The sequence below is a fragment of the Amycolatopsis sp. VS8301801F10 genome, assembly GCF_046195355.1.
GTDB lineage: Bacteria > Actinomycetota > Actinomycetes > Mycobacteriales > Pseudonocardiaceae > Amycolatopsis.
On record NZ_CP176065.1, the window covers coordinates 2,213,514 to 2,227,872 of the forward strand.

Sequence of the window (14,359 nt, forward strand, 5' to 3'; positions counted from 1 at the left end):
GGTGCCTGCATATCGAACAGTAGTTCGAACCACCGACAATTTCCAGGGCGCCACTCGCTCATCCGTTCGAGTGAACCTGAGAGAACCCCAGGTCGAGGGGAAGAAAAATCAGCGCCGGGCGGCTCGGCGCACCCGGACCGTGACGAACACGCCGACCGCGAGCGCCACCGCGGCGAGCACGACGTACTGGAACACCGACGCGTACCGGTCCACCAGCGACCAGCTCTCCCCGAGCAGGTATCCGGCCACGACGAACGCGGTGTTCCACAGCAGGCTGCCCGCCGTCGTGAGCAGCAGGAACCGGCCGAACGGCATGCGTTCCACGCCCGCCGGCAGCGAGATCAGGCTGCGGAAGATCGGCACCATCCGGCCGAGGAACACCGCCTTCCCGCCGTGCCGGGCGAACCACGCCTCGGTGCGGTCGAAGTCGGCGGCGTCCATCAGCGGCAGGCGGCTGAGCAGGGTCCGGCAGCGCTCGCGGCCGAGCAGTGCGCCCAGCCAGTAGACGAGCACGGCGCCGGCCAGCGAACCGAGGGTCGTCCAGAACAGGGCGCCGGCCAGGCTGAACGTGCCGCGGCTCGCGGAGAATCCGGCCAGCGGGAGGACGAGTTCGCTGGGAATCGGCGGGAACAGATTGTCCAGGCCGACGACGATCGCGGCGCCGACGCCGCCGAGCGAGTCCATCAGTCCGACGGCCCATCCGGCCAGTCCGGTGAGGGGTTCGGCGGGGGCGGCGAGCATGAGGTTCACGAGGGGTCCTTTCTCGACGGAAGCAACGTGGTCGAAGGTAGAAACCCAAGGGGCGCAACACATTGCGGTCGGCCACCCGGAGAAATGCGGAAAGCCGCAGTGGGGTTGGTGGCGGGGAACCCGCACCGTGGCGTGCCCGGCTGGCGAAGGTGGCTGGATGGGCGAGGTCGCGGAGAGGGAAATCCAAGCCGCAGCATGGCATTGCTCACCTGGAGAAATGCGGAACACCACGGTGGGGTGGGCGCGGCTGGATCAGGTGTTGCGTTGCGGGATGCCGTTGCGGCGGGAGTTGCCGGAACCCGCACCATTGCGTGCCCGCATGGCGAAGGTGGCGGGGTGAGCGGGGCCGCGGAGGGGGAAGTCAAGATGCCGCATTGCAACTGCTCGCCTGGAGAAATGCGGAAAACCGCAGTACTCCGCCCCCGCCGGTCTGGCTAGCCTGAACGACGTGAACAGATCGCGAGTGCTGCGGCGCACAGCAGGTATCGGCCTGGGGGCGTTGATGGCGCTCGTCGAGTTGCCGTACGTAGTACTCGCCGCGCCGCTCCTCGCCGTACCCGCGGCGCGGCCGCGTGTGTTCCGCGGAGCGCGCAGGCTCGCCGAAGTCGAACGTGCTCGGCTGCGGCGGTTCTTCGACGCTCGGAACGGCGACGATTACGACGGTCGCCGCGCTCTGCAATATCTCGTTCCGCGCAGCTTGACCGGGCTTCTCGCGCTGGGAGTGTGGGTGTGCGTCGGCGCGGGCGTCGTGGCCGCGGCGATCTACTTCGTCCAGCTGGTCACCGGGCAGGCTCCTGGTGGGGCGGGAGAAGGGGCACCGCTGGACTGGCTCCCGGTGCTCGGCCTTGGCGCGATTGCGGTATTCCTTTGTGGACAAGGACTGATCGGGGTCGCCGCGCTCGATCGTCGGCTGGCGCGGCGGTTTTTCGGTCCCAGCGGTCAAGAACTGTTGCGGCGCCGGGTATCCGAGTTGGCGACCACGCGGAGCGAAGTGGTCGAGGCGGTCAACGGCGAACGGCGTCGCATCGAGCGGGATCTTCATGACGGGGTGCAGCAAAGGCTGGTCGCGTTGGGGATTCTCCTCGGTCGGGCGCGTCGGGCGGATGATCCGCAAAGGGCGGCTGAGCTAGTCCGTCAAGCGCACGAAGAATCGCAGGAAGCGTTGCGCGAGCTAAGAGAAGTGAGCTGGCGCGTGTATCCGATCGCGCTAGACGAAAGCGGTCTTGAGGCTGCGCTGGAGTCTTTGGCTGAGCGCGCGACGATCCCAGTCGACCTTCGTTACGCGCTCGATGAGCCCTCGCCGGAGTTGGCGACTGTGGTCTACTTCGTGGTGTCCGAGTCCGTTACCAATGCCGCCAAACATGCCAACGCCAATAAGGTCACGATTGCTGTCCGCCGGGAAGAAACCAAGCTGGTAGCGGAGATCACTGACGACGGTTGCGGCGGCGCACGAATAGGATCGAGCGGTGGATTATCCGGACTGGCAAGGCGAGTAGCGGCGATGGACGGCGAATTCTCCGTACAGAGTCCCGAAAATGGGCCAACCATAGTGCGGGTGACCCTGCCGTGCGAGTGATCCTGGCCGAGGACGCGACGCTGCTCCGGGAAGGTCTCGTACGGCTGTTGGCGGAGGAAGGACACGACGTGGTCGCCGCGGTCGGCGATGGAGAGGAACTTCTCGCAGCGACCGCCGAATATCAGCCGGACGTGGTCGTCACCGACGTTCGCATGCCGCCGACCCACACCGACGAAGGGCTGCGTGCCGCCCTGGAAATCCGCGAACGCTGGCCGGGCACCGGCGTGCTCGTGCTGTCTCAATATGTCGAGAAACGCTACGCGGCCAAGCTGATCGGCGGCGACGGCGGACGCGTCGGCTACCTGCTCAAGGACCGGGTCGCGCAGGTCGGCGACTTCCTCGACGCGCTGGACCGGGTCGCGGCCGGCGGAGCGGCTTTCGATCCGGAGGTGGTGCGCAGGCTGGTCGCCCGCACGTCGCACGAGGACGCGCTCGCCCGGCTGACCCCGCGCGAGCGCGACGTGCTGGAGAAAATGGCGCAGGGCCACACGAACGTGAGCATCGCGACGCTGCTGTACGTTTCGCAGAGCGCCGTGGAGAAGCACGCGAACGCGATCTTCGACAAGCTCGACCTGCCGCAAACAAAAGGTTACAGCCGCCGCGTGCTGGCCGTTCTCCGCTACCTCGGTTCGTAATTCACAGCGGTCGCCGCAAATCCTCCGCGTCGACAATGTGGTACGCGTATCCTTGCTCGGCCAGGAATCGCTGCCGGTGCGCCGCGTACTCCGTGTCTACAGTGTCCCGGGACACGATCGAATAGAAGTGCGCTTGCCGTCCGTCGCCCTTGGGGCGCAACAGCCGGCCGAGGCGTTGCGCTTCCTCCTGCCGGGAACCGAACGTGCCCGAAACCTGGATCGCCACCGACGCTTCCGGCAGGTCGATCGAGAAGTTCGCCACCTTCGACACCACCAGCGTGCGCAGTTCGCCGCGGCGGAACTTGTCGAACAGTTCCTCGCGCTCTTTGTTCTTCGTCGCGCCCTGGATGATCGGGGCCTCCAGCTCCGCGCCCAGCATCTCCAGCTGGTCGAGGTACGCGCCGATCACCAGGGTCGGCTCGCCGACGTGTTTGTCCACAATGGACCGGATCACCGGGATCTTCGTCATCGCGGTGGCCGCGAGCTTGTACCGCTCGTCGGAGTCCGCGGTGGCGTACTGCAGGCGTTCGTTCTCGGTCAGCGTCACCCGCACCTCGGTGCATTCCGCCGGCGCGATCCAGCCCTGCGCCTCGATGTCGCGCCACGGCACGTCGTACCGCTTGGGCCCGATCAGCGAGAACACGTCGCCCTCGCGGCCGTCCTCGCGGACCAGCGTGGCGGTCAGCCCGAGCCGCCGCCGCGACTGCAGGTCCGCGGTCATCCGGAACACCGGCGCGGGCAGCAGGTGCACCTCGTCGTAGACGACCAGGCCCCAGTCGCGCGAATCGAACAGCTCCAGGTGCCGGTACTCGCCCTTGGTCTTGCGCGTGACCACCTGGTACGTCGCGATGGTGACCGGCCGGATCTCCTTCTTCTCCCCGGAGTATTCGCCGATCTCGTCCTCGGTGAGCGACGTGCGCGCGACCAGTTCGCGCTTCCACTGCCGCCCGGCGACGGTGTTGGTGACCAGGATCAGCGTGGTCGCCTTGGCGTGCGCCATCGCGGCCGCGCCGACCAGCGTTTTGCCCGCGCCGCACGGCAGCACGACGACGCCGGAACCGCCCGCCCAGAACGCTTCCGCCGCCTTCCGCTGGTAGTCGCGCAGCTGCCAGTCGGTCTCGGCGAGGTCGATCGGATGCGCTTCGCCGTCCACGTACCCGGCGAGGTCCTCGGCGGGCCAGCCGACCTTCAGCAGCGCCTGCTTGAGCCGCCCGCGTTCGGACGGGTGCACGATCACCGTGTCGTCGTCGATCCGCGCGCCCAGCATCGGGCTGATCTTCTTGTTCCGCGAGACCTCTTCGAGCACCGCGCGGTCGGTGGTGGTCATCACCAGGCCGTGCGCCGGGTGGTTGGCGATCTGCAGCCGCCCGAACCGGCCCATCACGTCCACGACGTCGATCAGCAGCGGCTGCGGCACCGGGAAACGCGAGTACGTGGTGAGCGCGTCGACCACCTGTTCCGCGTCGTGCCCGGCCGCGCGCGCGTTCCACAACGCGAGCGGCGTGATCCGGTAGGTGTGCACGTGTTCGGGCGCTCGCTCCAGTTCGGCGAACGGCGCGATCGCGATCCGCGCGTCGTCGGCACGCGGATTGTCGACCTCGAGCAGCACGGTTTTGTCGGACTGGACGATCAGGGGGCCATCAGTCACCTCTCCTTTATACGTTCCCTCCCGGAACGCGGCCCGGGGATGCCAAGATGGCGGGACGAAGCGCGGGAGGGGACCCAGTGACCACACCACCGTTCGGCACGCCGCCGGCCGCGAACCCGTACCAGCCGCTCCCGCAGCAGCCGGTCCACGGCGGCCCGAAGCGCGTGCCGGGCAAGCAAAAGGCGCTTTTCGCCGCCCTCGTCGTCGTGGCGCTCGGGCTCGGCACGCTCGCCGCGTTCGGGTTCGCCTCGGTCGTGCGTTCGGCGGGTCCTCCGGTCGCGGGCAGCTGCCTCTACCTTTCCTCGCTGGGCTCGGACACGCAGACCTACACCGGCGCGGAGTGCTCCGAACAGGCCGCCACCTATCGCGTCGACACCGTCGTGAAGGGCCGGTCCTCCTGCCGCGGCGAGGACTACGTGCGGTTCGAGCTGTACTTGTCGGCTCGCAGCACCACCAGCAGGCCGGCCCAGACGCTGTGCCTCGCGTTGAACGTCGTGTCCGGCGAATGCGTGCGCGACGTTTCCGACGAGTCGAAGGTCGGCAAGGTCGCCTGCGACGATCCCAAGGCGGAAGCGCGCGCGGTCGTCCACGACGGCACGAAGTCGGCGTCGAGCTGCGGGGACAAGGACCTGTCGCTGGTCTACGCCGGCCCGCCGGTGCGCACGATCTGCCTGCAGCCGACCGGGGCGAGCATCTGAGGGCTACCAGGCGTTGGGCAGCATCGCCGCCACGTCGAGCCGGTTGGCCAGCAGCCCGGAGCTGTGCATGAGATCCGCCACGCGCTGCAGCCGGGTCGCCGACAGCGTGGTCGGGTAGCTGCCGAGCGAGATCAGCGCGGCGGTGGTCTGGTCGATGTCGGAGAACCTCGGCAGCGCGTCGCGCACCTTCGCCGTGTCCGACGCGGCGAGCTGGGCCTGGGTGAGCACGTTCCGGAACGCCGTCAGCGTGCGCGGGTTGGCGGCGGCGAACTGGCCGGTCGCGGCGTAGCCCGAGGCCGGGAAGTCGAGGGTGGCGCCGGTCGAGCCGTCGGCGAGGACCCGCGCGCCCAGCTCCTTCTCCGCGCGGGTGAGGTACGGCTCGACCATCAGCGCGGCGTCCGCGTCGCCGGACTGCAGCGCGGCGGGCATCTGCCCGAACGGCCGGGGCACGAATTCGATCTTCGATTTGTCGACGCCCGCCGTGCCGAGCACCGCCCGCGCGGTGAGCGCGCCGATGTCGTCCGGGGAGTCCACCGCGATCTTCGGCGACTTCTTCGCGGTCGGTTCGGGGTAGTCGGAGTCGGGCAACGTGACGAGCGCGATAGTCGTGCGGCCGAACGTGTACGCCTCGCCCTGCAGTTGCAGCGCGGTGCCCGCCCCGGCGGCGCGAAACAGCGACACGTCGCTGCCGAACGTCACATCGACCTGTCCGGCTTTCAGTTTTTCCACGCCGTCGCTGTCGCCGAGTTCCACCAGCTGGACATTCAGCCCAGCCTGGCGGAACTTTCCGGCCGCGACCGCGATCCGCAGCGGGGCGGTGTCGATCGGGCTCGCGACGCCGACCCGCAGGGTCGCGCGTTCCGGCGGCTGCGCTTGTCCGGCGTCACTGGATCCGAACACGGAGCAGCCGCTGACCGCGAACAACGTCGCCACCAGCGCAAACCTCAGACCGGTCGCTTTCACTCGCCATCCCCTGCCGGGAGAATCTCTGCCTCGTGCTGGATCGTATGGGCCGCTGCCCATACGATCGCCCGCAGGGCGGTTCCCCCGCCAGGGTGGCTTCCCGATCTTTTCGCCGGGAACTACCAAGCGGTAGTTTCCGGCCGGAGCCCGAGGACGTCCGTGGGCAGAAGTTCCCCGCGGTGGAAAAGGAAGCACAGGTGACCCGTCGCGACGACCGTCCCCGTTCGGGTGACGCGGCGGATCCGGCTGCCTCGCGTCCGGTCGGCGGCCGGTGGCGGCTGCGCAACTGGCGGCTGCGCACCAAGCTCTTCGTCGTCCTGCTGATCCCGGCGCTCGCCGTGGTCGTGCTGGTCGGCCTCCGGGTCAACAGCGACCTGCGCGACGCCCGCCAGCTCGCCGAGTTCGCCGCGCGCTGCCGGGTCGACTCGACCGTCGCCGAGGTCGTGCACCAGCTGCAGCGGGAACGCGACGTCACGGTCCGGTTCGTCGCGGGCGACCGCAAGGGCCCCACCGACGTCCTCGTCGGCCAGCGCACCCGCGTCGACCTGGCGATCGGCGCGTTCGAGCGGTCGCTCGCCGACAGCAAGACGCGACTGGACGATTCCGCGGCGGGCGATCTGCAGCAGAGCGACGACCGGCTGCGCGTGCTGGGCGGCCTCCGGTATTCGGCCGAACACTCCGCGTATCCGGCCGACGCGGTGCTCCGCTCCTACAGCGAGCTGATCTCCGGTCTGCTCGACATCAGCGACACCGCCGCGGCCGACGTCACCGAACCCGACCTGGCCCGGCTGCGGCTGGCCGGGAACGCGCTCGCGCGGATCAAGGACCAGATGTCGGTCAAGCGCGCGATCATGTCCGAGGCGCTCGCGCAGGGCACGCTCAACCGGGACCGGACGCGCGCGCTGCTCGGCGCGGAGGCGGAGCTGGCCGCGGCGCGCAGCGACTACCGCACCTTCGCCACTCCGGACGAGCAGCGGATGTACTCGGACACGGTGATCGGCATCGTCGTCGACATCGGCAACGACATGGTCGAGTCGGCGCTCACCCGCACGGAGAACAACCAGCCGCTCTCCGGCTTGGACGCGGACCAGTGGGACACCGCGTCCACGTACACGGTCAATCTGGCCCATCAGGTGCAGCAGGCGCTTCTCGTCCAGCTCCAGGAGAAAACGGACGCACGAGCCGCCAGCGCCCGCGCGTCGACGATCTGGGACGGCGGAATCGTCATCGGCGTCCTGCTGGTCGCCGGGGTGCTGTCGGTGGTGATCGCGCGCTCGCTGCTGCGGCCGTTGCGGATCCTGCGGCGCACCGCGCTCGAGGTCGCCGACCATCGGCTGCCCGAGGCCGTGCAGCGGCTGCTGACCGAACCCGATCCGGCTCCGGAGAACCTGCGGCACCGGGCGGCGGTCGCGCCGGTGCCGATCTTCACCCGCGAGGAAGTCGGGCAGGTCGCGCGCGCGTTCGACGCGGTGCACGGCGAGGCGGTCCGGCTGGCCGCCGAACAGGCGATGCTGCGCGAGAACGTGAACGCGATGTTCGTCAACCTGTCGCAGCGCAGCCAGGACCTGGTGGAGCGGCAGCTGTCCGTGCTCGACCGGATGGAGGCGGGCGAACAGGACCCGGAGACCCTCGGCGGGCTGTTCGAACTCGACCACCTCGCCACCCGGATGCGGCGCAACAGCGAGAACCTGCTGGTGCTGTCCGGCACCGACCTGGTGCGCGAGGACACCGGACCGGTGGTGGCCGACGAGATCATCGGGGCCGCACTGTCCGAAGTGGAGGATTACCAGCGGATCGAGGTCGGCCCGGCCCCGGCGCTCGCGGTGCGCGGCGACGCGGTCAACGACCTGGTGCACGTGGTGTCCGAGCTGCTGGAGAACGCCACCCGGTACTCCGGGCCGCAGACGGCGGTCACCGTGGAGAGCGCGCGGACGCCGGACGGGGCGTGGCGGATCGAGATCACCGACCGCGGCGCGGGCATGCCGCAGGCGGAGATCGACCGGACCAACGCGCGGCTGGCGCATCCGCCTGAGGTCGACGTCGAGGTGTCGCGCCGGATGGGCCTGTTCGTGGTCGCGACGCTGGCCGAACGGCACGCCATCGCGGTGAAGCTGAGCCCGGCCGAGGGACGCGGGCTCACCGCTACGGTCGTCGTCCCGGCGGCGCTGATCACCGAGCCCCCGCCGCTGCCGCAGCCGCCCGCGCCGGTCGAACCGGAACCCGCGCCGGAGCCGGAGCTGCTGGCCCCGCTCGCGCCGCTGGCCCCACCCGAGGAGCCCGAGGAGCCGGTCGAGCTGGTCGCGCCGACTCTCGACGACGCGGGTCCGCTGCGGCGGGCACCGGTGGTCGAAGAGGCGGCGTCGTGGCCGGTCGAATCGGCACGGTCGCATCTGGAGATCGACGCGCCGACGGACCGGATGCCCGCGTACCGCGACGTGCTGTCGCGCTGGTTCGATCTCTCCGTCCCGGCGGAGGAGCCGGTGACACCGGAACCGCGCGTGGTCGCGCCGATGCCTGAGGTGCCCGCCTTCGACCCAGACCCAGAGCCCGAACCCGAGCCCGAACCCGAGCCCCCGGCCGTCGAGCCGCGGCACGCCTACGAGGCGCCGCCGGAGTTTCCGACGGAAGACCCGGACGAGGCGGCCGCCCCGGAATGGCCGACCCCCGAGCACCTGGAACAAGAGGACGGCGCCGAGGACACCTGGCCGTTCCTGCGGGTCGCCGACGTGGCGGGCGGCCCCGCCGCGGAGCCGGAGCAGCGGCCGATACTCTCGCTTTCCCCCGACGCGGTGCGCGCCCGGATGACGAGCCTGCAAGGCGGCTTCCGGCGCGGCAGGCACGCCAGGGGGGAAGACACCCCGCCACTGGATCGAAACGGATGAGGCATGAGTTCGAACACCGCCCTGCTGGAAGTGATCGCGCTGGGCGCGCGGGACGCGGAGCGGGCGCAAGAGGGCGGAGCGGACCGGCTCGAACTGGTCTCCGACATGGCCAGCGACGGGCTCACCCCGAGCGAGGCGACGGTGCGCGAGGTGCTCGCCGCCACTGATTTGCCGGTGCGCGTGATGCTGCGCGCGGAGAACACTTTCGACGCCCGCGCGATCGACGAACTGCGTGCTTCGGCGGCTCGGCTGGCGTCCGCGGGCGCGCGGGAGTTCGTGTTCGGCTTCCTGACCGAGGACGGCGAGGTCGACGCCGACGCGTGCCGCGCGCTGCTGAAGGAGATCGACGGGCGGCCGTGGACGTTCCACCGCGCCATCGACCGTTCGCGCGACCCGATCGCCGCGTACGACGTGCTGGCCGAGCTCGGCTGCGACACCGTGCTGGCGGCGGGACACGCGAACGGGGTCGCGAGTGGACTGTCGGTGCTGCAGCAGCTCGCGCGGCGGACCGACGGCCCGGCGCTGCTGGTCGGCGGCGGGCTGCGGGCGCAGCAGGTGCATTTGCTGCGGGCCGGCGGGGTGCGCGGGTTTCACGTGGGCGGCGCGGTGCGTCCGTCCGGTTGGGACGCTCCGGTCGACGCGGCGGCCGTGCGCGAGTGGGCCGAACTCGTCAAAGGCTGATCCGCCAGTCCATCGCGGAAGGGAACCTCGCCGGGAATTCCGATTCCGGCAAGGTTCCCTTCTTCTCTTGACGAGCACAATGCGCGTGTGTGCGCAAGGGGTCCGGAATGTCCGCGGCTTCCGCCTCGCGACCTCCGATGGTTTCCGGATTCGCCGGGACATCGCGGCGGGAATCAGTCATTAATAGCGCAAGTGGAAAACAAACCAACCGCGAGAAGGTCAGCCAAAAGTAGGTTTCTTTGGTTCGAGGGGTTTTTTAGGGTCGGGATACGGGTCGGTACCGCGATTTACCGGCCCGGTCCCCGCCTCTCGAGAGGAATTCTCATGCGCTTGCGCAAGCTCGTCGCCGCCGCGGTTCCGCTGCCGGCGTTGCTGTGCCTGTCCGTGGCCGGCGTCGCGAACGCCGACCCGCTGGTCGCCCTTCCCGGCAACGCCGCACCGCTCGCCGCCAGCGCGCGGTCCGGCGATGTCGCCGCTGAGCAGCAGATTCCCGCCGCTCTGTCCCTCAAACTGCACAACCAGCAGGCGCTGTCCCGCTTCCTCGCCGACGTGCAGGACCCGGCCTCGCCGCAGTACCGCCACTTCCTCTCTCCGGAGCAGTTCACCGCGGCATTCGGCCCAACGCAGGCCGAGGCGGAGCAGGCGGTGAATTTCCTCAAGCGCAGCGGCGCGCGGGATATCGAGGTTTCCGGAAACCGCCAGGCGATCACCTTCTCGGCAACTGCCGGACAGCTGGAATCCGCCTTCCATACGCGGATTGGCAATTACACCGACACCGTCACCGGCCGGAAGTTCTACGCGAACGACACCGCACCGGAATTGCCCGCTTCGGTGTCCGCCGTGGTCGATTCGGTCGTCGGCCTCGACAACCACGCGGTGAAGCACCACGCCAAGCCGCAGCAGGCGCCGCGCACGGTCAAGCCGGTGACCCCGACCGTGCTCAAAACCGCGTACGGCACCAGTGGCATGTCCGCCACCGGCGCGGGCGTGAACGTCGGCTTCGTGGAGTTCGACGGCTACAAGAAGTCCGACATCACCGCGTACGACACGAAGTACGGCCTCAAGGCGGGCACGGTCAGCACGGTTTCGGTCAACGGAGCCAACTACGACTCCAGCCCCGGCGACGGCGAAACCGAGGTCGACCTGGACATCGAGGTCGTGCACGCGCTCGCCGCGCCGGCGAACGACTACGTGTACGAGGCCCCGAACTCCAACGCGGGCGAGCTGGCGATGTACCAGAAGATCGCGTCGGACAAGAAGGTCAGCGTCGTTTCGATCTCGTGGGGCTCCTGCGAGGCGGCGGAAGGCTCGGCCGCGGCCAACAGCGTCGACAAGGCGCTCGCGACCGGCACCGCGGAGGGCATCAGCTACTTCGCCGCGGCGGGCGACGACGGCACCACCGACTGCGCCCGGCAGACCGGCAGCAAGGCGCAGGCCGTGGACTTCCCGGCGTCGAGCCCGAACGTCTCCGGCGTCGGCGGCACGCAGCTGTCGGTGACCTCGTCGAACGGCTACAGCAGCGAGACGACGTGGAATGACGGCGCTTCCGGCGGTGCCGGCGGCGGTGGCATCTCGACGATCTTCGCCGCGCCTTCGTGGCAGTCGAAGCAGAGCACGACCAAGCGCAAGGTCCCGGACGTCGCCGGGGACGCCGCGCAGGGCTCGGCGTACACGATCATTTCCGGCGGACAGACCGGGAATGTGTGGGGCACCTCGGGCGCGGCTCCGCTGTGGGCGGGCTTCGCCGCGCTGCAGAACGAAGTCCACAAGGGCGGCCTCGGCAACCTGAACGCGAAGTTCTACAGCATCGGCAACGGTTCCTCGTACGGCACCGGCTTCCACGACGTGACCACCGGCAACAACACCTTCAACGGCACCACCGGCTTCTCCGCCGGCAAGGGCTACGACCAGACGACCGGCTGGGGCTCGTTCAACGGTTCCGGACTGTCCACACTGATCGGCTGAGCGCACGCGTCGTGAGCGGCGATCACGGTTCTAACCGGGATCGCCGCTCACGAGCGTTCGGCCGATTGACCAAGATCCGGGACGCTGTTTTGATGGCCGGGTGCAGCCTCTCCTGACGCCGAAGCAGCAGGCCCTCGTCGACCGCGCCGCCAAGCTCGCGGACATTTTCGCCGAGCGCGCGGCCGAGCACGACCGGGACAACACCTTCCCGCACCAGAACTACGACGACCTGCGGGAGGCGGGCTTTCTCCGGCTGTCGGTCCCGGAGGAACTGGGCGGCTCCGGGGCCGGGCTGCCGGAAATCCTGCCGGTGCTGGAACGGCTGGCGATGGGCGACGGCGCGACCGCGCTGGCGTTCACCATGCACCTGTCGCCGCTGGGACAGTGGGCGAGCGTCTGGCGGCGCACGAAGGCTCCCCGGCTGGCGGAACTGCTGCGCAAAGCGGTGGACGGCGAACTGGTCTGGGCGTCGATCACCAGCGAAACGGGCCTGCGCAACGACATGACGGACGCGAAGACCCGCGCGGTCCGCGTCGAGGGCGGCTTCGAACTGACCGGCCGCAAGAGCTTCGCGACCAACTCGGCGGTCGCCACCCACTGCTCGACCACCGCCCGCTACGAGGAAGCCGACGGCGGCCCGCGGCTGTTGTTGTGCCAGATCGCGCTGGACCAGCCGGGCGTCACAATCCACCAGACGTGGAACACCATGGGCATGCGCGGCACCCAAAGCAACGACGTCGAATTGGACAAGGTGTTCGTCGAGGACGCGGCGGTCGTGCACTCGCTGCCGGTGAAGCATCTCGACGCGCGGGTGCTGGAAACCGTGTGGGCCTGGGCGATGCCCGCGTTCTCCGCGGTCTACACGGGAATCGCGGCGGGCGCGCTGGACTGGACCGTGCGGACGCTGATCGAACGCGGCAAGGCCGAGGACCCGGTGCTGCAGGACGTGATCGGCGAATGCCAGATCCTGCTGGAAGCCTCCCGCGCGCTGATCTACCGCCAGGCCGACGAGGTGACGAGCCGTCGGCTGTTCACCGGCGACGTCCAGGACGGCGTGGCCCGCAGCGCGGTCGTGAAGTACACGGCGGCGAACAACGCGGTCCAGGTGATGCAGCGGCTGGTCGACGCGCTGGGCGGGATGTCCTACACGAAGGCGCTGCCGTTCGAGCGGATGTGGCGGGACGTGCAGGCGAGCACGTTCATGCCGATGGGGAACCTGGCGACCCGGAAGCTGGTGGGGGCCAACGTGCTGGGCGTACGGACGCTCCCGGAGATCGGCCCGGACGAGACCGGGCCGGATTCGCGGGCTAAGGGCTGAATGGGTGAACCCGGCCGGAACCTCACGGTGCGCAAAGCGGAGGCCGAGAAGTCCGCGAAGCGGGGCCGTAAAAGAGACCTTCAGCCGCTTCAAGCTCAAACAGCTCAAAGAAGTGGTGTCGCCGTGCTTTCCATCGTGCGGGTCGGCTACCCGAAGAAAACCGACGCCGAAGAAGATCGAGGAGGTGCAGGGCAGCGGGGACATCAAACCCCTCGCCGCCACCCTGCTCCGCCTCGCGGACGTGAACTTCTCCGGCCACCACTTCCAGTCCAGAGTGGACAACCGGACGATGGTGGTCGCCGAGACGGAAACCGTTGCCGGGCACCTGGATCCCGGCACCCTCGACGCTCTCGCGGACGTCTCGGTCTGGTTCCCGAAGCTGTGACTACTTCTTCTCCGAAACGACCGCTTCCGAAGCCTCGGAAGCAGCAGCCTCCGCCGCCTCCTGCTCGGCCAGATCCGCCGCCGCCTGCACTGCCGGGCCGTGCAGCAGCCGGGCCACTTCGCCGCGCAGGGAAACGAATTCCGCCGATTCCCGCGTGGTGATCTGGTCTCGCTGGGCGGGCAGGTCCACCTTCAGGTCCGCCACGATCCGCGCGGGCGACTTCGACAGCACCAGCACCCGGTCGCCCAGGTACACGCTCTCGTCGATGTCGTGCGTCACCAGCAAAACCGTCGTGCCCTGTTCGACCTGGACCCGGCGCAGCAGGTCCTCCAGCTCGAAGCGCGTCTGGGCGTCCACCGAGGCGAACGGCTCGTCCATCAGCAGCAGCGCCGGACGGCTCGCCAGCGCGCGGGCGATCGACACCCGCTGCTGCATGCCGCCGGACAGCTGCCACGGGTACTTGTTCACCGCGCCGGACAGGCCGACCGCCTCGAGTGCTTCGGCGGCCCGGGCGCGCCGGGTCGCCTTGTCGAGTTTGCTCCAGCGCAGCGGGAATTCCACGTTCTTCGCGACCGACAGCCACGGGAACAGGGAACGGCTGTAGTCCTGGAACACCACGGCGAGATCGTCCGGGACCGAGGTGACGCGGTCGCCGTGCAGGCTCACCGTGCCCGCGGTCGGCGGGATCAGGCCGGCGATCGCACGCAGCAAAGTGGACTTGCCGCAGCCGGACGGGCCGACGATGCACGCCAGCTGCCCGGTCTCCACCGTGAACGACAGTTCGTTGACCGCGACGTGCGCGGACTCGCCGCTGCCGTAGCGGTGGCTGAGGCCGGAGACCTCGAGCATGGTCGACAT

Annotated in this window: 12 protein-coding genes; 8 read left to right on the plus strand and 4 right to left on the minus strand. The window is 69.4% G+C overall.

From position 1 onward, the window contains the following. Positions 1 to 108: 108 nt before the first annotated feature. Positions 109 to 750 (minus strand): DedA family protein, encoded by a 642-nt coding sequence (locus tag F9C11_RS10720; protein WP_409184711.1) that lies wholly within the window; start codon positions 748 to 750, stop codon positions 109 to 111. A 448-nt stretch (positions 751 to 1,198) separates the two neighbouring features. On the opposite strand from F9C11_RS10720, the gene F9C11_RS10725 reads away from it, so the two are divergent. Both F9C11_RS10725 and F9C11_RS10730 read left to right on the plus strand, forming a co-directional pair. Further along, the gene (locus tag F9C11_RS10725; protein ID WP_409184712.1) at positions 1,199 to 2,326 is read left to right on the plus strand and encodes a histidine kinase; all 1,128 of its coding nucleotides are present in this window, start codon (positions 1,199 to 1,201) and stop codon (positions 2,324 to 2,326) included. Beyond that, positions 2,317 to 2,961, plus strand: coding sequence for a response regulator (locus F9C11_RS10730; protein ID WP_409184713.1), 645 nt, complete (start codon positions 2,317 to 2,319; stop codon positions 2,959 to 2,961). The genes F9C11_RS10725 and F9C11_RS10730 overlap by 10 nt, the downstream gene beginning before the upstream one ends. A 1-nt stretch (position 2,962) precedes the next feature. Here F9C11_RS10730 and F9C11_RS10735 read toward each other — a convergent pair whose 3' ends face one another. After that, positions 2,963 to 4,609, minus strand: a complete 1,647-nt coding sequence (locus tag F9C11_RS10735; RefSeq protein ID WP_409184714.1) for a DNA repair helicase XPB — start codon at positions 4,607 to 4,609, stop codon at positions 2,963 to 2,965. Between the two features lie 77 nt (positions 4,610 to 4,686). Here F9C11_RS10735 and F9C11_RS10740 point away from each other — a divergent pair, with 77 nt between their 5' ends. Then, positions 4,687 to 5,307, plus strand: a complete 621-nt coding sequence (locus F9C11_RS10740; protein ID WP_409184715.1) for a hypothetical protein — start codon at positions 4,687 to 4,689, stop codon at positions 5,305 to 5,307. A 3-nt stretch (positions 5,308 to 5,310) separates the two neighbouring features. Here F9C11_RS10740 and F9C11_RS10745 read toward each other — a convergent pair whose 3' ends face one another. After that, a complete protein-coding gene (locus F9C11_RS10745; RefSeq protein WP_409184716.1) occupies positions 5,311 to 6,330 on the minus strand; it encodes an ABC transporter substrate-binding protein in 1,020 nt (339 codons plus the stop codon). Positions 6,331 to 6,467: 137 nt separating this feature from the next. Between F9C11_RS10745 and F9C11_RS10750 the strand changes: the two genes are divergently transcribed. The 5 genes from F9C11_RS10750 (at position 6,468) to F9C11_RS10770 (ending at position 13,501) form a co-directional block, all read left to right on the plus strand. Beyond that, positions 6,468 to 9,152 carry a nitrate- and nitrite sensing domain-containing protein gene (locus F9C11_RS10750; RefSeq protein ID WP_409184717.1) on the plus strand — a complete coding sequence of 895 codons (2,685 nt, stop codon included), beginning with the start codon at positions 6,468 to 6,470 and terminating at the stop codon, positions 9,150 to 9,152. A 3-nt stretch (positions 9,153 to 9,155) separates the two neighbouring features. Then, the gene (locus tag F9C11_RS10755; RefSeq protein WP_409184718.1) at positions 9,156 to 9,833 is read left to right on the plus strand and encodes a copper homeostasis protein CutC; all 678 of its coding nucleotides are present in this window, start codon (positions 9,156 to 9,158) and stop codon (positions 9,831 to 9,833) included. Positions 9,834 to 10,157: 324 nt separating this feature from the next. Continuing rightward, positions 10,158 to 11,798, plus strand: coding sequence for a protease pro-enzyme activation domain-containing protein (locus F9C11_RS10760; protein WP_409184719.1), 1,641 nt, complete (start codon positions 10,158 to 10,160; stop codon positions 11,796 to 11,798). Positions 11,799 to 11,898: 100 nt separating this feature from the next. Next, the gene (locus F9C11_RS10765; RefSeq protein WP_409184720.1) at positions 11,899 to 13,116 is read left to right on the plus strand and encodes an acyl-CoA dehydrogenase family protein; all 1,218 of its coding nucleotides are present in this window, start codon (positions 11,899 to 11,901) and stop codon (positions 13,114 to 13,116) included. A 184-nt stretch (positions 13,117 to 13,300) separates the two neighbouring features. Continuing rightward, entirely contained in the window at positions 13,301 to 13,501 is a 201-nt protein-coding gene (locus tag F9C11_RS10770; protein ID WP_409184721.1) for a hypothetical protein, read from the plus strand. Here F9C11_RS10770 and F9C11_RS10775 read toward each other — a convergent pair whose 3' ends face one another. Continuing rightward, positions 13,502 to 14,359 carry an ABC transporter ATP-binding protein gene (locus tag F9C11_RS10775; protein ID WP_409184722.1) on the minus strand — a complete coding sequence of 286 codons (858 nt, stop codon included), beginning with the start codon at positions 14,357 to 14,359 and terminating at the stop codon, positions 13,502 to 13,504.